Raw genomic sequence first — 18,705 nt, 5'->3', positions numbered from 1 at the left:
AAATTATTGGCTTAGTTGGAGCCGAATAGTTCATCGTACTCTTTGTTGGTGTAGATGATGCCGTCCTTTTCCTTGTAACGGTATGCGGGGAGGGAATCGCCGTTGTCGCACTTGAAAATGGGATCGTAACGGCTCGGTGTATTGCAGACGATGGGAACGATGCCGTACAGAGGGGCGTTTTCATCAGTGGATGCGTAGCTTTTGGAGGCGTTTTCGCATGGAGACGGAACGTATACGGTGCTGTCCTTGCAGTGTACCGAGGGATCGGAATAGAGCACGTAGGGATATTCGCTATTGACGCTGGAAGAGGATTCTCCCATGCCGGAGGAAGACTCTGCGCAGTTACCTTCGGTGCAGTCACCGGTTATGCTGCTGGAGCTGATGTCATAAGTGGGGGCGACGCCGTAGAGTGCGATGACAGCACCACCGCCACATTCTTCATTTTGCTCGTTTGTACAGATGTTTTCGCCACCTTGGATGTATTCCGCCTCGGTGCCGCTATCGTTACAGCCGGCCCAGAAGCTGGCGGCGATACTCAAGGTGATTTTTCCCCAATGTTTCCTGATGGACATAGAGCCCCCTGGTTTCCCAAATTCCTTACGGTTAGAATATAGACTTTGGCGAAACTTTTTTGATGCGCTGGCTGAAAAATATGTTGTACAATTTGTCAACGGTTGGGGGCGTTGCGGGGGCGTGCCCCCGCAGAGGGGGTAGCAAAAGACCTTAAAAAGGGCTTGAGCGAGGGGGAGGCTTCCCCCGCATAAAAATCATATTATATATTTATGGTCCCCAGGTTTCGCGTTGGCAGGCAGTCGGTACTTTCCGTCAAGAAGCGCGCGGGGCTCGGACAGGGCCCATACTTTTGGACCGGTCTTGGGGCCAAAATCTATTATCGTGTCTATCAAGTTTTGTCGAACTTTTAGGAGTTTTAATGGCAAATAAGTGTAAGCGCGGGATTTTGATTAGCAAGACGCCTTATGAAAAGCGTATCGCTATCATGGAAGACGGTGAACTCGTCGAATTGGTAGTGGAAGGCGTTTCTTCTAATCGAGTTCTGGGCAATATTTATAAGGGCGTGGTCCAGAAGGTGCTTCCGGCACTGAAGGCTGCGTTCATTGACATCGGCCTGGAGAAGGCCGGCTTCCTCCATCAGGAAGACGCCGTCGATCGCAACGAACTGCTTCGTCGCGAATACGGTGACGATGATGACGAAGGCGGTTCCTCCAAGGAAGTGCCTATTGATGAAATCCTCCACGAAGGCCAGGAAATCATGGTCCAGGTGGTTAAGGAACCCATCAGCACCAAGGGTGCCCGTCTGACCACCCATCTCAGCTTTGCCGGCCGTTTCCTGGTCTGCATGCCGGGTACCAACTTTATCGGTGTGTCCAAGCGTGAACGTGATCCGGCCAAGCGCCGCGAATTCAAGAAGGTGGTCCGCCGCCTGAAGGGTCGCGATGTGGGCTATATCGTACGTACCAACGGCTTGAACGAATCCGAATTCGAAATCAACAAGCAGATGCGTGAACTGGAAAGCAAGTGGGAACAGACGAAGTACAACTTCGAAAACCAGCCTGCCGAAACCTGCATCTACGAAGAATCTGATTCCATCGAACAGACCGTCCGCGAATACTTTGGCGATAACACCGACTACGTGTATATCGACAACCGCGACGAATACTTCGCCCTCCGCGACTACCTGAAGGTTCTGTCTCCGGACAAGCTGGACAAGGTGAAGCTGTGGAGCAGCAACGAAAGCCTGTTCGAATACTTCAAGATCGAAAACGACTATGCACGCTCTCTCCAGCGCCAGGTCCCGCTGCCCCGCGGTGGCAACCTGGTCATCGAGCAGACCGAAGCACTGGTGTCCATCGACGTGAATACCGGTCCCAAGGTCCACGGCAAGGACCAGGGTAAGATTATCCTGGAAACCAACATCGATGCTTGCCACGAAATTGCAAAGCAGCTCCGTCTCCGCGACGTGGGCGGCCTGATCATTATCGACTTCATCGATATGGAAACCGAAGCCGACAACGAGACCGTCTACCAGGAATTCCGCAAGGCAATCCGTCGCGACAAGGCTCCCATCACCCCCGCCCCCATTAGCCAGTTCGGCCTGATGGAAGTGACCCGTAAGCGCGTCCGCGTGAACCTGATGACCGAAAAGACTCAGGTATGCCCGGTCTGCTGCGGTGGTGGCCGTATCGCTACCCTGGAAAGCACTCTCGGCATGATTGACCGTTGGATGGCTCGCGCCAAGGCCAAGGGCAAGCTCCGCGAAGTGACCCTGGTGGTCAGCCCCTTCGTTATCGACGTGATGTGCAAGGACCTGAACCGCATGTACAACTATCTGGAGTACAAGCACGGCATGAAGATCAACCTGGTGGAAGACGAACATGCCCACATCAACCAGTTCTGGATGTACGACAAGAACAACGAAGATATTACAGACCTGTACAACTTCGCTTAATTTGTCTAAAACAATCTAACGAAATAGAAAGGGCCTCGGATCCATCCGAGGTCCTTTTTAACGTACCCGCCAGGAGCCTGTTTTGTCGGAACCCTCGCGGTAAACAACACCCATTTGCTGTAATTTAGACATTTCCCGTTCTACAGTTCTCGACGAAACTTTCAACTTCTTGGCAATCTGCTCAACAGTCAGCGTTTTTTCTCGCAGATAATCCAAAATTTTGTTCTGTCGGATAGAAAGTTCCACACTTGCGGCATCATCACCCTTTTCTTTAAGGGATTCTGCAATGTTTTTAAGCAAATCCAGGATTCCCCGCAAAAGGAACTCCACAAAGGGGCCCGCCTCGCCTGCCTTTATGGCCTTCACAAAGGCAAAATAGTAGCGACGCTGCTGATCTTCGTCCCAATGTTCCCGGGACAGGTTCGAAAGAACGGGACTCAGCTTCTTCAGGAGCAACGATTGCCAGAGCAATCCCATGCGGCCATTGCCATCCTTGAAGGGGCGGATGTAATCCAGGGCGTAATGGAAAATGCAGGCCCTGATCAGCAGGTGGTCCTCGCTTTTCTGGAGCCACTGGAAAAGTTCCTGCATCATGTAAGGCACTTCGCTTGCAGGGGGCGCCAGGTGGATACACATCTTGCCGTTGAAAACGCAGCCGTTCCCCGTCCTGAAAGATCCCCCGTCAGGCTGGTTCGCCCCCGCCAAGTCGGCATGGGCCCGCAAAAAATCCGACAGCGAAAACACGTCGTAATCCCCCTGAAAGGGTTCATCGCAGAGGTCTCTACCGACACCGCAGCCAAAGCCGCGATGCCCCTGACGGCCTTCCAGCCAGGCCTCGCATCGGGTCGCCAAAACGGAAATCTCGATAGCCAGATTCACAATCTCCATGCTCAACTTTAAGGACGGACGATACATAATTTACCCCGACATATACATAGACAAATACAACGTCATATAGACCGACAGGAATAATATACATCCCTTGATATTGCTAGTCAAGAGGGGAATGAGCGGTGAGGCATGAGATATGAGGGATGAGGGATGAGATACGAAAAAGAAAAAACCGCGTTGTCGCAGAAGGACATCGCGGATTTTTCAAAAATCAAGATACTGGTTTCAGATATGAGACTTCGCTATTCGCTCATATCTTGTATCTGATATCTAAACTAGACCTGTGCCAGAGCCTGTTCCAAGTCGGCGATGATATCGTTCACGTTTTCGATACCCACGCTGAAGCGGATCAGGTCAGGTGCAACGCCTGCTTCGATGAGCTGTTCGTCGGAAAGCTGACGGTGGGTATGGCTTGCCGGGTGCAGCACGCAGCTACGGGCATCGGCCACATGGGTCACGATGCAGATCAGCTTCAGGGCATCCATGAACTGGATGGACTTGTCGCGGCCACCCTTGATACCGAAGGTGAGCACGCCGCAGGGCAGACCGCCCTTGAACTGCTTCTGGGCCAGGGCGTAGGAAGCGTTGTCTTCGAGACCGGCGTAATCCACCCAGGCAACCTTCGGATGGTTCTTCAGGTACTTGGCGCAGGCCAGAGCGTTTTCGCAGTGACGGGGCATACGGAGGAACAGAGTTTCCAGGCCCACATTCAGGAGGAAAGCATTCTGGGGAGACTGGATGGAACCCAGGTCGCGCATGAGCTGCACGGTAGCCTTGGTGATGTAGCAGAGCTTGCCGAAGGACTTGGTGTAAGTCAGGCCGTGGTAAGACGGATCCGGTTCGGTGAGGCCCTTGAACTTGTCGTGCTGGGCTTCCCAGTCGAAGTTACCGCTGTCAACCACAACACCACCCACAGCCATGGCATGACCGTCCATGTACTTGGTGGTAGAGTGGGTCACGATGTCTGCGCCGAATTCGAAGGGGCGGCAGAGAATCGGGGTGGGGAAAGTGTTGTCGATGATCAGAGGCACGCCGTGCTTGTGAGCCAAGTTGGCGAAGCGCTGCAGGTCAAGAATCTTGCCGGCGGGGTTAGCCACAGTTTCACCGAAGACGCACTTGGTGTTGGGGCGGAAAGCCTTCTCGATTTCTTCGTCGGAAGCGTCCTGGTCGATGAAGGTGCATTCGATGCCCAGCTTCTTCATGGTAACGCTGAAGAGGTTGCTGGTACCGCCGTAGATTGCGGAAGTAGAAATGAAGTGGTCACCGGCTTCGCAGATGTTGAACACGGCGTAGAAGTTTGCAGCCTGACCGGAAGAGGTGAGCATGGCACCTACGCCACCTTCCAGCTGAGCGATCTTGGAGGCAACAGCGTCGTTGGTGGGGTTCTGGAGACGGGTGTAGAAGTAGCCGGATTCCTTCAGGTCGAACAAGTCAGCCATCTGGGCGGAAGTGTCGTACTTGAAAGTGGTGCTCTGGTAGATGGGGAGCACGCGGGGTTCGCCCTTCTTGGGGGTCCAACCGGCCTGAACACACAATGTTTCGAGATTTGCCATATTTTCCTCTTTATGTTAAATGCACTAATCGCTTCGGCCACCTGCCGTGCAATCTGATGCACGCGGGGTTAAACCGCAGATTGATGCTCCAAATATAGCTAGTTCCTATAGCCAACACAATATAAACACCCGCCATATAAAACAATCCTGCAAGATCTTCCCCCTGCTATAAGGTTTTAATTATAAGCGGCAATAAATAAAAACTATAACATTCAACATTCTCTTTAAAATTTGCGTTTCCCGTATGCTTATCAAACCAAAAACAGAATTTCTATCTTTGAAGTCATGATTTGGCACCTACTCGCAATTGTCACCATGATTTTCTGGGGTACCAGCTTCGTCAGCACCAAGGTTCTGATCGAGCACGGCTTTTCCCCCATCCAGATTTTCTTTATACGATTTGCGACAACCTACCTGATGCTTTTGATCGCCAACCACAAGAAGTTCTTTTCTGACTGCAGGAAAGATGAGCTCAAATTTTTATTGGGAGGTTTTACCGGCTGCACCACTTACTTCTGGGCAGAAAACACCGCACTGTCGCTTTCACCAAGCAGCAACGTGTCGCTGATCGTGTGTACCAACCCCCTGATGATCATGATTGTTGGCGGCCTGCTCTACAAGGCGGAGCGTCTGAACCGGCGCCAGATTTTTGGAAGTATCGTCACCTTCCTGGGTGCCGCGCTGGTGGTTCTAAACGGGAAATTCATCCTGAAGCTTTCACCTGTCGGCGACCTGTTGGCATTCGGTGCCGCCGTGTCCTGGGTATTCTACGCCTTCAGCACCCAGAAGACCCGCGAAAAGTACAGCACCAGTTTCGCCATTCGAAAGATTTTCTTTTACGGGGTACTTACGTCCCTGCCGCTGATGATTCTTGACTGCATAGGAATCCCGGGTTCAACCCTATTCGGGCAAACTCACAACATCCCATGGGAGGCGTTCCGGGAACCCGTGGTCATCGGAAACTTTTTATGCCTCTGCATTTTCAGCAACCTGTTCGGCTACCTGATATGGAACAAGGTGATGATGAAACTGGGGACGGTTCTCGCCAGCAACTACATTTTCGCCATTCCCCTCATTACCATGATCACGGCGGTCATTACCATCGGGGAATACATTTCTCCCGTGGCAATCGCAGGGGCGGTCGCCATTATAACTGGGATGATTTTAGCGGAATATAAACGCTAACCTTCCAGGAACTTCTTGAGAGCGGGAATCAAGCGCTCGCCATCCCGCAGGCCCATCTTGTAAAGTTCCTTCAGCTTTTCGGTATCCTTTTCGATACGGCTGATCTGGAACGGTTCGCTGGGGCGGAACACAAAGGACTTGCCTTCACCTTCCCACTGCTTTAAGGTGGCCAGCGCCTGGTTGTAGCGGATATGGCGAGTAGCAGCCGCGGCAACGAACTTCGGATACTTGCGGTACATCAGCTTGAACAGCGGGATCATGGAATTGGGCTTCTTGACATAACCTTCCTGTTGAGTCAAGATGACCACCTGCTTCTTGAAACCCTTGCTATCCATGAACTGGAAGGGGATGCTGTCGGCAATGCCGCCATCCAGAAGTTTTTTACCGCGGAGTTCCACAATCTTACTGACCAGCGGCAAGGATGCCGAAGCGCGAACACATTCAAGACCGTCGCCCTTGTCCACATCCTGGGTCAGAAGGTATTCGCCTTCGCCCGTTTCCAGGTTCGTGCAGACAGAATAAAAATCGGAAATATGGGCATTCTCTTCGAACTTGGCATAGTCAAAGATGTCAATCTCGCGGGGAATGGTAACGTAGCAGAACTCTCTCGGGAAAAAGTCTTCGCCCTTCAACAGATACTTGAAACCGCTATACCGCGGATCCTTGGAATGGACCGTATCGATGCGCATATTGCGTTCGCGCTGTTCCGACAGAAAACTGCAGATATGGGTGGCGCCGGCAGAGGTTCCTGCATAACCGCCAAACTTAATCCCGTGATCCAACAGAATATCCAACACGCCGCCAGAATAGGCGCCACGCATGCCGCCACCTTCAAGAACCAGAGCTACATCCTTAAACATTGCCATATAATCGTTCCTTCAGTATGTTAGAGCACCAAGTTGCTTTCCAGCCAGGCATAATCCTTGGGATGGTCTACGAACTTTTCGGGATTCAGCTTATGCTTCGCAAAAAATTCTTCGCGGGTCATCCATACAAAATCGTCCACTTCGCCAGGCTGGGGAACAAGGCTAGCGGCCTCTTCATCAGACAGGACAATCTTGTAGGTGTCGTAATATTCATTGTCCAGATAGGAGCCACCGTTCAGCACGCTCTCATGTCCAGACTCGAAAAGGTACTCCAGTTCTTCGGCGGTTTTCGTAACGCCCAACTCTTCCCGCAATTCACGGACAGCGGCATTACGGCTACTATCGCCCGCAGAAATATGGCCTGCGCAACTGGTATCCAGAAGCCCCGGATTGTTTTCCTTTACAGCGGCGCGCAGCTGAAACAGAATACGGCCGCTCTTGTCAAAAGCCCAGATATGCACCGTTCTGTGCCAAAGGCCCTTCTCGTGTACTTCAGTACGGCCACGGGAATAGCCAGCGAAAGTTCCATCCGGATTCAACACATCAATCTGTTCTTCAGTCATTTTATTACCTCATCATGCCCGATGATCCTTGGCAAAATCCGTAAGGACTTTCAAGAAGTTACGATATTCGGCCATCAGCGCGTCATGATGCATCTGCACATAGTCAAAATGCCCATCCTTGCAGGCAAATTCCATGGCCTTGGCACGGCTCGAAAATTCCACTGCGCCAATAGTCAAGGAAGTACTCTTCAGGGAGTGAACGCAAATTCTATAGGATTCGAAATCGCCATCCTTCAAGGACGCATTCAATTCAGATTCCTTATTGGTCTTCACAAATTCGGTCAGCATTTCGCGATAGAACGTTTCATCATTCATGCAATAGCCTAGACCGATTTCTACATCCACAAAACCCGTTGCAGAAAGATCCACCAGATCCTTGGAAATATTCAAAGCCTTTCCATATCTTGGAGACTTTTCTTCCGGCTGAGTTTTTTCCTTATTTGCAAGAGGCACAGAAACTACAGGAGTCTGATACAGGTCATCCAACGACTTGGGCTCCGCAACAGGCTTAGGCTGGTCAACCATCACGAGAAGGTCAGACGGCAGATAGTCCAGCAAGACACCCAGCAAATCCGCTTCGCGAATCGGCTTTGACAGATAATCAGAGAATCCCGCCTGCAAATACAGATCGCGGGCATGCTTATCGGCATTGGCGGTCAGCATGATTACAGGCGTACTCTCGTTCGGATGTCCAGAAAGGGTATGCATCAGCGAAACCGTTTCCATACCATCCATTACAGGCATCATATGGTCAAGGAATATGACATCGTAATGTTTGCGCTTGATTTTTTCCAGAGCTTCCATTCCGTTGAGTGCAGTATCGATCTGCACCTGCGTATCCTTCAAGAGGCCACTCATCACACGAAGATTCATGGGAACGTCATCAACCACCAGGATATTGGCGTGAGGAGCCCTAAAGCGGTTACGGGAAATATCGACCGTCACTGCCTTGTTGCAACGTTCATTAAAATCACCAATAGGTTCGCTACGCTTCACAATCTGCGGAATCGCCACGATAAACGTAGAACCCTTTCCATATTCACTTTCCACCTGGATGTCGCCACCCATCAAGTCAACAAGACGCTTAGTCAGATTCAAGCCAAGGCCCGTTCCTTCGATATTGCGGTTACGCTTTTCTTCTAGGCGCTGGAACGTCGCAAACAACTTGTCGACATCCTCATTGCGAATTCCAATACCAGTATCCTGAACGGCAATCACCAAATTGATGGTACGGAGATCCGGAGAACCCAACTGCGAACCCATATTGTTCCGTTCGTAAGACACTCTCAAGATTACGCTTCCACTGGGAGTATACTTGACCGCATTCGACAACAGGTTATTGATAATCTGACGCACACGGACTTCATCACCCATCAAGCCCGATGGCATGGACTTATCCACTTCTACACGAAGATCCAACGACTTTTCGTTGGCGCGCATAGACACCATGTTACGGCATTCATTGAGCACAGAGAACAAGTCATATTCAACAGGAACGATTTCCATGCGGCCCGATTCAATTTTGGAAATATCCAGGATGTCGTTAATAATCGAAAGCAGCGTATGGCCCGCACTCTGAATATTTAGGGCATATTCCTTCAAGGTCGGATCCTTGCATTCCTTCAGCAACATTGTATCCATACCCAGAATTCCGTTAATCGGAGTACGAATTTCATGGCTCATGTTAGCCAGGAACTGACTCTTGGCCAGGCTTGCCTTTTCTGCCAGGACCTTCGCTTCTCTCAAGGTCACATTTTCTTCCGCCTTACGTTCCGACACAAATATGAAGCCAAAGCCGATAAGGAACAAGAGCAGCAAAATTCCGAAAACCCAGAAAATCAGGAGGGTAATATCTTCAACACCCTTTGCGGCAACCGATTCGGGAACCATGCCAACAAGAGAAAGACCAGGTTGCTTCAAGTCCGCCATAAAGAAGAAGTAACCCTTTCCGCCCACATCTTCGCGTACGGCTGCGGCAATAGAAACATTCAGAAGTTTTTTCAGCTGAACGCGAATGGGATCAAAGTTTCCGTTCTGCCAAATCGGATTTTCAGAAAGCGGGTTATTGGCCGAACCCACAATCACCTGATCATCGGCATTACGAATCGAAGAATAGCATTCCCCATCATAACAGCGATTGTCGAAATAGCGAAGAACTTCAGACTCGCTATAGATTTTATAAAGGACATAACGAACGTTTCTACCATGGTATATGGGAACGCTAAAAAGGAAGCCCTTGCCCTCGCTATAGCTGACAGCCTCATTCCCTCGAAATGACTGGGCGATGCTTGAAAAATCGGCAGGCGAAACCGTTACTGACGTATCACCCACAATAAGCTTTCCCTTTAGATTCAACACTCCATAGGAAATCCCATTTTCCTTTCGGTAGCTTTCCAGGATTACGGACATTCTTGAACTATCCTTTTCCATTTCCCTAGAAATTCCCGACAGGAATTCAAGCTGGACGCTCACCCGTTCATCCACGAGTTCAGCCATGATGGCAGCCTGCTTTGATACCTGGCTTGAAACATATCCATAAAAAAGGCTATCCAGTCTAAAACGCAGCAAACCGGCCACAAGACACAGGACAGAGGCAAACGCCACCATCCAAAGGATCATCCTCAATCGAATACTAGTCTTCATAAATGACCACCCCCTTCACAAACCAATCCATACTATCACGTAAAATTTGATCGCTGACAATTTCATCCTTGGCACAACGCCTTTTCTTCTTATTGTCATAAATCGGACCGGAAAAAACATCCATCCCACTTTTCATCTGGAGAACAGTTTCGTTCAAGACGTTCTTGACAGAATCACTTACGAGAGAAGAATAAAAAGACAACCCTACTGCATCAGTTTCTATGCCAATCCAATAATTAGACAGACTTTGCTTTTTCTGAAAGTAATCCTGGATGATGGACTTGTAGACAATTTCCCAATTCGTCGAGACAGATGTCAGCACATTAGGCGAATAGGAAGAAGAGTCCAAATTATAACCGATGGACATCACGCCCATCACTTCGGCTTCCTTCAGAACCCAATCCTGATTTTGATGATATGCCACCAGGTCAACGCCTGCACCATTCACCAGACGATTCACATTATCCTTTTCAATATCCTCATCATCCCAGGCACCCGTCCACGAAACAAAAATCTTTGCTTCAGGATTTACCTTGGCAACGCCCAGCGCAAAGGCATTTATTCCACGATTCACTTCATTATTATTCATGGCTGCCACATAGCCAATCTTGTTGTTCTTCGTAGACAGGCCAGCAACAATTCCGGAAAGGAACCTGGCCTGATAAACTCTCGCAAAATAAACCTTGTAATTTTCTTCATCCGACATGGACAGGTAAGAGAAGAACATCACCTTGGGATATTTACGTATAGTTGACAGGACTTCCTGCGGATAATTGTAGCTGCCAAGAATAACCATCTTTGCGCCAGCCTCAACAAGGCTATCAATTGCAGCTGCACAAAGTCCCGAGTTCTCACGAGCATTTTCAACCAGCAAAACTTTTACGCCCAAATTTTCGGCGGCTTCCGCAATACCCTTGTAATGAATGCCGTTCCAGCCCAATTCATTCACGCGGCCGGGCATAATGACTCCTATCACTGATTCAGGAGTCTCCTTTTCGCTACCAAAAGACAAAATCGACGAAATAATGACCGTTGTCAGGATGATGCAGACAAGGGGAATTGTCCATAACAATTTATTCATTCACCACCCCTTTCACATACCAGTCAAAATGTTCAAGCATATCCACATCGGTCATGCTTTCACCATCATTTACGCGAACATCTCCATGGTTATCTTCAATGGGGCCATAAAAGACATCGTAGGCGCCAGATTTCAAACGTTCGAATTCTACGTCAACGATTTTCCTTGCGGAATCCGGAACAAGAGCCGTCATTGGAGCCAGGCCAATAATATCGCTATCAACACCAAGCCAGGCATGATCGCCAACAAACTTGTCCTGCAAGATAGCCATGATCTTGGGAGAGTAATAATTCTCCCAGCGCCATACCGGGGCTGTCATAAACGTTCTCGGGAAACGGTTTCCATTATCCAGGTTATACCCAATCATCCGAATATTCCGATGTTCTGCAATATCGTAAGGGCTCAGGGCATCCACATGGACCGTCAACACGTCTATATTATGCTTATTAATCAAGTCATTAGTCGCATCCGCAGCCAAGGCAGAGTCTTCCCAGGAATGACTCCAACCCACAAAAACCTTCGCTTCGGGGTTCACTTTGGCGACTCCCAGCGCAAAGGCGTTTATGCCACGATTCACTTCAGAAATATCAAATGCAGCCACATAACCAATTTCGTTCGTCTTCGTAGTAAGACCTGCCACGATTCCCGACAAATAACGCATCTGGTAAATTCGTCCAAAGAAAGTAGATACGTTAGATTTATAATCGATACCTGACGCATGTATAAATTTGACTTCAGGATATTTCTCGGCCATCCGCATTACAGTTTTTCCAAACCCGAAGGAATTGGCCACAACAATACGAGCTCCTTTTTTTATGGCAGATTCCATAATGCGTTCCGTCAGGGAATCTTCGGACACATTCTCATAATAGAGCACTTCCAGATTAAGCCTGTCAGCAACTTTCTCCATGGCCTCATAATGAGATTCGCTCCAGCTGTGATCATTTCGCGAGCCGTTCATGATTACGGCCACCTTCGTACGATGGAGAGTCACATTGGTCTCAACTTTCTTATCCTGCATCATCAAAATGCCGATGGCAATGATCATCAGGATACTTCCAAATACAAAGCCTACCATTCTCATTTTGCGTTCAATCCTTCACGAATCTTTCGAAGAACATTGGCATATGAAGCAATCAGTTCAACATGCCTCTTACGCACATAGTCAATCTTACCTTCCTTGCAAGCCATCTCGATCGACTTGGCATCTCGTGACAATTCCTCGGCACCAATTGTGCGGGCAGTACCTCTAAGGGCATGAACCAGAATCTGATAATTCATCCATTCACCAGAATCGTATGCACGTTCCAATTCCTTCCGCTTGTCATCCAGCAGGAATTCAGAAAGCATTTCCCTAAAGAATTCCTCGTCATTAATGCAGTTTTCCAGTCCAAGTTTAACATCCAGGACATCTTCAAAAACAGACAGGCGCTCATTGGGACTTTGAGGAGTAACCATATCCAATTCCAGGTCGCCAACAAGTTCACGCTTTTTCTTCTTTTCAGATTCGCTAGAAGCCACCTGATAGAATCCGTTCACCTTGTCATAAGTGGCCAGTAGAGCCGACGTTTCTTCTTCCAGGTTCTTAGCGGACATCTCTTCATAGGGAGACATATTCAAGTCTTCTCGGGTAAGAACCAAATGCTTGGGCAAATACCACTTCAAGGCACGAAGCAAATCTTCTTCCATAAGCGGCTTAGGAATATAATCGGCAATGCCCACACTCAAATAGGATTCCTTATCTACAGGAACAGGGCCTGCAATCATAATGACCACAGGAGTGTCCTTGCACAAGTTGACAGAGAGGCGCTTCATCCTTTCAAAGGTTTCTCGGCCGTCCATCATAGGCATCATATTGTCAAGCAAAATCAGATCATAATGTCTTACCTGGACCATATCCAGACACTGAGACCCATTTAATGCCGTATCGATTTGAACGCGGGTTTCCTTCAGCAAACCACGAATCACCTTCAGATTCAATTCTGCATCGTCGACCGCCAATATGCGGGCAGCAGGAGCAAACAACATTTCTGAGCCCAGCGATTCCTTTTCAGAACCGTTCTTATAGCGAGTCGCAAAATCGCCCATAGGTTCAACATTCAACACGAGCTGCGGAATCGAAACCATATATGTAGCGCCCTCACCAAAACGGCTCTTCACGATAATTTCGCCACCACACATGGAAATCAGTTTTTTTGTCAGGCTAAGACTAAATCGAGTTCCGGCAGGTTTCGGTTCATTCGTCATCTGGAACAATCCGAGAATGGAATCCGTATTTTCGTCGCGGATTCCCACGCCCGAATCCTTTACCGTAATTTTCAGATTGATGCATTCATCCAGACGTTGTTCACCCTGATTGGGAATCACATCATAACTGATAATCAGACGAACTTCACCTAATTCCGTATACAAGATGGCATTGGTCAGAAGGTTCACAATAATCTGACGGATTCGGTCTTCATCACCCCACAGGCTAGACGGAATATCAGGATCACATTCCAGGGAGAAGTGCAAATTTTTGGCGGTAGCCCTTGGCGAAACCGTATCAAAGCAATCCTTCAGCACCGAATACAATTCATACTGCACAGGATTCAATACAAATTCGCCACTTTCTATTTTCGCGATTTCCTGAACTTCATGAACGACAGACAAAAGTCCTATAGAGGCGACCTGCACGTTTTTAACATAGTCATGAACACTTTCATCACGGGCATCACGAAGGAGAATTCGAGTCATCCCCAGAATTCCGTTCAGAGGCGTCCTAAGTTCCTTGGCTACGGAATCCAGGAAGTCAGACTTTCTACGTACCGATCTGACAACACGGATTCGATTGATCAAGGTGATTGTACAAAGCACTACGATTACAATAAAGATCGAACCAAAGACAACCAGCACCTGCACCAGAATTACACGGGAACGGCCAAAGACCTGGCTCTTTTTAACAAGGGAGACCATGTTCCAACCATTTTGGACAGCCATGGAGAAAACCATATATTTGTCTTTATGGTACACAAATTCAAAGGGCTTTTCACCGGCCAGCAAAATTTCACGAGCAAGCTTTTCTTCATCCATTCCCCATGCTTCAGAAGAAAGACAATCAAAGCCCTGGCGAATTTCACCGGAACTGGCTATAACAAGGCCATCCCTATCCATAACCATCCAGATATCGCCAACCTTTTCTTTTCTGGAGGCGATGAAACGGGACAAGCTCGCCAAGGGCAAAGTAAATGCGACCACATTTTTTTCGTCCAACAGGCTCTTGCTAAAGGAGATTACAGGCTTTGCGGAATTAGTGCTGGTAAACGGTTTTCCAACGACAACACGACCATGAGTACGCACAGCATCCTTATACCAGGGTCTACGCAACGGCATATACTCATCGCCAGGAAGCCAGTCTCCATCGTGAACAAACTCTCCATTCACAACTCCAAACACATTGCCTGATAGGGAATCCGTCTGCTTAGAAGCCCTTTTCATTTCCAGGGCCATAAATTCCTGGATTTTTTCGACAGGTTCGCCGGAGGCAATCAGATGATCAACAATCATCGCGGCCGACTCTAGCGCAAAACTTGCCCTATACAGAAAGTCATTCAAGGCCTCGGCATTCTGACGGTGCTTGAAATCAGCAAGAAGAACGGCATCCCGCTCATTCTGTCTCAAAAAATTTTTCGAAACGAACATTGCACATAGGGCGACGCAGCCCAAAAACAACATCATCACAATGATGTAGTATGCAACATAACGCCCTTCTCTTGCACCGTTTCTAGATGTCATAAACCAAGAGCCTCATTGATCTTCTTTATCACCACCTGATAGTTCTTCATCATCGAGCCGTGATTACATTTCACGAAGGCAACATCTCCAGAAGAGCAAGCCATTTCCAGAGCCTTGGCCTCTTCCGACAATTTCTTTGCACCGATGGTAAGAGAAGTGCTCTTCAGGGCGTGCACAACAATCCTGTAATTCTTCCAGTCTGCCGCAACGAAAAACTTTTCCAGTTCTTCGCTCTTGTTTCCGGCAAGATATTCCTGCAGCATTTCGATGTAGAAACTTTCGTCGTTCATACACAGTTCAAGGCCGGACTGGGCATCAAGTTCGCGAAGAGTACAAATCTTTTCGTAAGTAGACTTCTTTTCCTTTAAGTCGGAAGCGCTGGAACTTTCAGCAGAGGAATCACCATCTACTCTTTTTTCGTTTCCATCAGAATGATTCAGGTATTTCCTAATCAGGAATAGCAGTTCCTGCTCACGAACGGGCTTTGACAGATAGTCGCTAAACCCTTCCTTAAGGTAATATTCCCTGGCACCGATAATCGCATTGGCGGTAAGCATCACTACCGGGACTTTTTCATTCTTATTTCCCGGAAGACTCCGCATCAGACGCATGGTTTCCACGCCATCCATTTCCGGCATCATGTGATCCAGGAAAATCATGTCGTAATTATTCTTTTGGACCATCTCCAGGGCCTGACGACCACTCAAGACGGCATCCACCTGCATGCCAGTATCCTTAAGCAAGCCCTCCACAACCTTCAGGTTCATCTTGACATCATCAACCACAAGAATGCGCTTGCCGGCCGCTTCCAGATGAACCTTGGGCAGTTCCTGCTTTGATGCCAGGGAACGATACTTCTCGGAGAAGTTACCCATCTTATCAGGATTCTTTACAACCTGAGGAATGCTGACAAAGAACGTGGAGCCCGAGCCATACTCACTGATGACGTGAATTTCGCCATCCATCATATCAACAAGCTTGCGAGAAAGATTCAAACCGAGCCCGGTACCTTCCACATTGCGATTCTTCATTTCGTCAATGCGCTGGAACATCTGGAAGAGTTTGCTCTGGTCTTCACACTTGATTCCCTTACCCGAATCGCTTACCGCGATTTTCAACAGGATCTTGGAACCAACTTCCAAGGTATCACAATCCAACGGTTCAAAACCAACCGTAAGCTTTACAAATCCCTGTTCGGTGTATTTCACTGCGTTAGAAAGCAGGTTGTTTATAATCTGACGAATTCTAACTTCATCACCCAAAAGTCCGACCGGGAGATTCTCATCCACATCCAGACGGAAATTCAAGTTCTTGTCTTCGGCCTTCGTCACAACCATGTTATAGCAGTCATTCAAAACCGAGAACAACTCATAGTTGTTCAGCAGAATTTCCATTTTTCCGGATTCAATCTTTGAAATATCAAGGATAGAGTTGATAATCGAAAGCAGAGTATGGCTTGCACTCTGAATGTTCAGCGCATACTCCTTTAAATTATCATCATTACATTCCTTCAACAGCATGGTGTTCATGCCCAGAATACCGTTGATAGGAGTGCGAATTTCGTGACTCATGTTCGCCAGGAATTCAGACTTGGCGCGGCTCGCCACCTTCAAGTCTTCCATGGTTTCGCGAAGTTTCTTTTCCTGGTCTAGTAGCAAACGGTTCTGCTTTCTGTAGGCGTAATCCTGGTACTTAAAGATGGTTCCGAAAATTGCAGACACAATGGCCAGCGAGATGACCATATTCCTGATTCTAAAATCGGCAGGCATTTCTGCAAGCAGACCAGGATGTACGTCAAAGTAAAAGATACAGGCACTGAGCGACACCAGCCCCACCACATACACGATATAGCTGAGCGCACCACGCAACGTAAGGAAGGCAAAAATAAGTCCCAGCACGAACCACAGAATCGTACCGCTCTCAAGACCACCCAAATTCTGATAAATCAACGGAAAGAAAATAACGTTTGCGCCACCAGTCACCACAACACCCGCAAGCTGAGGATGCTTCTTTACCGACAGCACAAGTCCAACGCAAACAACCGCAAGAAGAGCAAGAATAATAAGCCCGTACTTATCCCTTTCGAAAAAAAGCACGAACATCGAAATGACAAAGCCACCCACCAGAACAGCCCAGAGGATCAGATTCAGAAGACGAGTCTGAATCTCGATTTTTTCATCGAAAAAAATCTGCCTGAACTGTTGCAACCGAGACTTAGAATTCTCCATAAAAACCCTCATCGCGCATTTCGTAATCAGCGTCTTCCCAAATCATTTCCAGCATCAAGTCTGCAATCTGCGGATCGAATTGTAGGCCGCGTCCCCTCTCGATTTCAGCACGGACCACCGCCTGAGGAAGCGCACTACGATAGCTACGACGGGAAGTCATGGCATCATAGGCATCTGCGACAGCAATGATTCTTGCAATTTCAGGAATAGCATCACCCTTCAATCCGTCGGGATACCCCGTGCCATCATAACGTTCATGATGCCAGTGGGCGCCAATTTCCATATTGGGCATTTCAGAAATATTCTTCAGGATTTCCGCACCAATGGAAGGATAGGCCTTGATGACTCCATACTCAGAATCAGTCAACCGACTGGTCTTGTTGATAATGGCATCGGGGATGCCGATCTTGCCGATATCATGAAGCATGGCAATAAAGTAAATCTCTTCCAGTTCAGAAGGAGTTTTGCCCATACGTCTCCCAAGTTCACGGGAATACTTGGCCACGCGTCTTGAATGACCATTGGTATACTTATCCTTGGCGTCAATGGTACTGGCAAGAGTCGTAACCACCTGCAATGACAAGTTGGCCACCTTGCGACGACTATCGCTCAATTCCGCAGTACGCTTTTCCACTTCTTCCTGAAGGGAATCCTGCAAGCGCTTCAAATCGAGAATTCGGTTCAGTCGGTGCAACAGCACGTCCGCCACGAAAGGTTTCTGGATGTAGTCCAGGGCGCCAGCCTTGAACACCTGAATTTCGGTTTCACGATCGTTGTCCGCAGTCAAAAAGACAACCGGAAGTTTGTCACCGTCCGGCAGCAAACGGATCTGCTCCAGCAACTGGAAACCGTTCATTTCCGGCATATGCAAATCCAGCAGGGCCAGGGCAGGAGTAGAAGTCTTCAGATACTCAAGGGCAGCCTTACCCGAAGACACGCAAGACACATCGTAATAGCTCCCCAGCATACGCTGAGCAAAACGAAGGTTCATGTTGTCATCATCAACCACAAGAATGCACTGCCTAGAAGTTTCGCGGAAAACCTTGGAAATCTGTTCTACCAGGCTAACAGGCAAAATGGGCTTCTGTATAAAATCCAGGGCACCCAACGACTGTACAATCCTCTTTCGTTCACCATCGATGGTACCCGTAAGAAAAACGACCTTTGTACTTCTAATCTTTTCTTCGGCCCTAATAAGCCTCAACGTATCCAGGCCATTCAGTCCCGGCATTTCAACATCAAGGAGAACAAGGTCCACCTGAGACCGACGCAATACATCGAGGCAAGATTCCCCTGAATTGGCTGTCAAGACCTCAAAGGAAAATCCTTTCAGGATCTGTTCAGTCATCTTCATGGATAGATGATCGTCGTCTACAACCAGGATTTTTTTCCCTCGCCCTTCCATATCGGCTCCTTCTACAGTCTTCCTTAACCTCAAACATCCATACAAGCAA

General features: G+C 48.4%; 13 protein-coding genes. 2 read left to right on the top strand and 11 right to left on the bottom strand.

The genetic code is table 11. The features are described from left to right. Window positions 1-11: 11 nt before the first annotated feature. Entirely contained in the window at window positions 12-572 is a 561-nt protein-coding gene (locus MMG03_RS12240; RefSeq protein ID WP_073161175.1) for a hypothetical protein, read from the bottom strand. Window positions 573-931: 359 nt separating this feature from the next. Here MMG03_RS12240 and MMG03_RS12235 point away from each other — a divergent pair, with 359 nt between their 5' ends. After that, the gene (locus MMG03_RS12235) at window positions 932-2,467 is read left to right on the top strand and encodes an Rne/Rng family ribonuclease (protein ID WP_073161176.1); all 1,536 of its coding nucleotides are present in this window, start codon (window positions 932-934) and stop codon (window positions 2,465-2,467) included. 57 nt (window positions 2,468-2,524) lie between these two features. Here the strand turns inward: MMG03_RS12235 and MMG03_RS12230 are convergent, their stop codons facing one another. Together MMG03_RS12230 and MMG03_RS12225 are read right to left on the bottom strand one after the other, a co-directional pair. Further along, window positions 2,525-3,382: a Fic family protein gene (locus tag MMG03_RS12230; protein ID WP_249506398.1), complete on the bottom strand. Its 858-nt coding sequence runs from the start codon at window positions 3,380-3,382 to the stop codon at window positions 2,525-2,527. A gap of 251 nt (window positions 3,383-3,633) precedes the next feature. Beyond that, window positions 3,634-4,911 (bottom strand): O-acetylhomoserine aminocarboxypropyltransferase/cysteine synthase family protein, encoded by a 1,278-nt coding sequence (locus MMG03_RS12225; RefSeq protein WP_073161178.1) that lies wholly within the window; start codon window positions 4,909-4,911, stop codon window positions 3,634-3,636. A 285-nt stretch (window positions 4,912-5,196) separates the two neighbouring features. Here MMG03_RS12225 and MMG03_RS12220 point away from each other — a divergent pair, with 285 nt between their 5' ends. Next, window positions 5,197-6,096 carry a DMT family transporter gene (locus MMG03_RS12220; RefSeq protein ID WP_249506397.1) on the top strand — a complete coding sequence of 300 codons (900 nt, stop codon included), beginning with the start codon at window positions 5,197-5,199 and terminating at the stop codon, window positions 6,094-6,096. Here the strand turns inward: MMG03_RS12220 and MMG03_RS12215 are convergent. The 8 genes from MMG03_RS12215 to MMG03_RS12180 are packed head-to-tail and all read right to left on the bottom strand — an operon-like array spanning window position 6,093 to window position 18,689. Then, on the bottom strand, window positions 6,093-6,962 hold the full coding sequence (locus MMG03_RS12215) for a patatin family protein (RefSeq protein ID WP_249269400.1): 870 nt from the start codon (window positions 6,960-6,962) through the stop codon (window positions 6,093-6,095). The genes MMG03_RS12220 and MMG03_RS12215 overlap by 4 nt on opposite strands. A gap of 20 nt (window positions 6,963-6,982) precedes the next feature. Continuing rightward, a complete protein-coding gene (locus tag MMG03_RS12210) occupies window positions 6,983-7,525 on the bottom strand; it encodes an NUDIX domain-containing protein (RefSeq protein ID WP_249506396.1) in 543 nt (180 codons plus the stop codon). Window positions 7,526-7,537: 12 nt separating this feature from the next. Beyond that, complete coding sequence (locus MMG03_RS12205; protein ID WP_083538267.1) at window positions 7,538-10,168, bottom strand: ATP-binding protein; 2,631 nt, start codon at window positions 10,166-10,168, stop codon at window positions 7,538-7,540. After that, on the bottom strand, window positions 10,158-11,249 hold the full coding sequence (locus MMG03_RS12200; RefSeq protein WP_073286990.1) for a BMP family ABC transporter substrate-binding protein: 1,092 nt from the start codon (window positions 11,247-11,249) through the stop codon (window positions 10,158-10,160). Before MMG03_RS12200 ends, MMG03_RS12205 begins: the two co-directional genes overlap by 11 nt. Then, window positions 11,242-12,333, bottom strand: coding sequence for a BMP family ABC transporter substrate-binding protein (locus MMG03_RS12195; RefSeq protein WP_083542187.1), 1,092 nt, complete (start codon window positions 12,331-12,333; stop codon window positions 11,242-11,244). The genes MMG03_RS12200 and MMG03_RS12195 overlap by 8 nt, the downstream gene beginning before the upstream one ends. Beyond that, complete coding sequence (locus MMG03_RS12190; RefSeq protein WP_249506395.1) at window positions 12,330-15,023, bottom strand: response regulator; 2,694 nt, start codon at window positions 15,021-15,023, stop codon at window positions 12,330-12,332. The genes MMG03_RS12195 and MMG03_RS12190 overlap by 4 nt, the downstream gene beginning before the upstream one ends. Then, window positions 15,020-17,251: a response regulator gene (locus tag MMG03_RS12185; protein WP_073237473.1), complete on the bottom strand. Its 2,232-nt coding sequence runs from the start codon at window positions 17,249-17,251 to the stop codon at window positions 15,020-15,022. Before MMG03_RS12185 ends, MMG03_RS12190 begins: the two co-directional genes overlap by 4 nt. Then, the gene (locus MMG03_RS12180) at window positions 17,238-18,689 is read right to left on the bottom strand and encodes a response regulator (RefSeq protein ID WP_249506394.1); all 1,452 of its coding nucleotides are present in this window, start codon (window positions 18,687-18,689) and stop codon (window positions 17,238-17,240) included. Before MMG03_RS12180 ends, MMG03_RS12185 begins: the two co-directional genes overlap by 14 nt. Window positions 18,690-18,705 lie beyond the last annotated feature (16 nt).

The organism is Fibrobacter sp. HC4 (assembly GCF_023373925.1).
Classification (GTDB): Bacteria; Fibrobacterota; Fibrobacteria; order Fibrobacterales; family Fibrobacteraceae; genus Fibrobacter.
This window is presented reverse-complemented; position numbering and strand designations above follow the sequence as displayed.

Excerpts from the sequence above, each read along its gene's own strand:
- MMG03_RS12210 (WP_249506396.1), bottom strand. The coding sequence starts at position 7,525 with ATGACTGAAGAACAGATTGATGTGTTGAATCCGGATGGAACTTTCGCT.
- MMG03_RS12200 (WP_073286990.1), bottom strand. The coding sequence starts at position 11,249 with ATGAATAAATTGTTATGGACAATTCCCCTTGTCTGCATCATCCTGACA.
- MMG03_RS12190 (WP_249506395.1), bottom strand. The coding sequence starts at position 15,023 with ATGACATCTAGAAACGGTGCAAGAGAAGGGCGTTATGTTGCATACTAC.
- MMG03_RS12235 (WP_073161176.1), top strand. The coding sequence starts at position 932 with ATGGCAAATAAGTGTAAGCGCGGGATTTTGATTAGCAAGACGCCTTAT.
- MMG03_RS12195 (WP_083542187.1), bottom strand. The coding sequence starts at position 12,333 with ATGAGAATGGTAGGCTTTGTATTTGGAAGTATCCTGATGATCATTGCC.
- MMG03_RS12205 (WP_083538267.1), bottom strand. The coding sequence starts at position 10,168 with ATGAAGACTAGTATTCGATTGAGGATGATCCTTTGGATGGTGGCGTTT.
- MMG03_RS12230 (WP_249506398.1), bottom strand. The coding sequence starts at position 3,382 with ATGTATCGTCCGTCCTTAAAGTTGAGCATGGAGATTGTGAATCTGGCT.
- MMG03_RS12220 (WP_249506397.1), top strand. The coding sequence starts at position 5,197 with ATGATTTGGCACCTACTCGCAATTGTCACCATGATTTTCTGGGGTACC.
- MMG03_RS12185 (WP_073237473.1), bottom strand. The coding sequence starts at position 17,251 with ATGGAGAATTCTAAGTCTCGGTTGCAACAGTTCAGGCAGATTTTTTTC.
- MMG03_RS12215 (WP_249269400.1), bottom strand. The coding sequence starts at position 6,962 with ATGGCAATGTTTAAGGATGTAGCTCTGGTTCTTGAAGGTGGCGGCATG.
- MMG03_RS12240 (WP_073161175.1), bottom strand. The coding sequence starts at position 572 with ATGTCCATCAGGAAACATTGGGGAAAAATCACCTTGAGTATCGCCGCC.
- MMG03_RS12225 (WP_073161178.1), bottom strand. The coding sequence starts at position 4,911 with ATGGCAAATCTCGAAACATTGTGTGTTCAGGCCGGTTGGACCCCCAAG.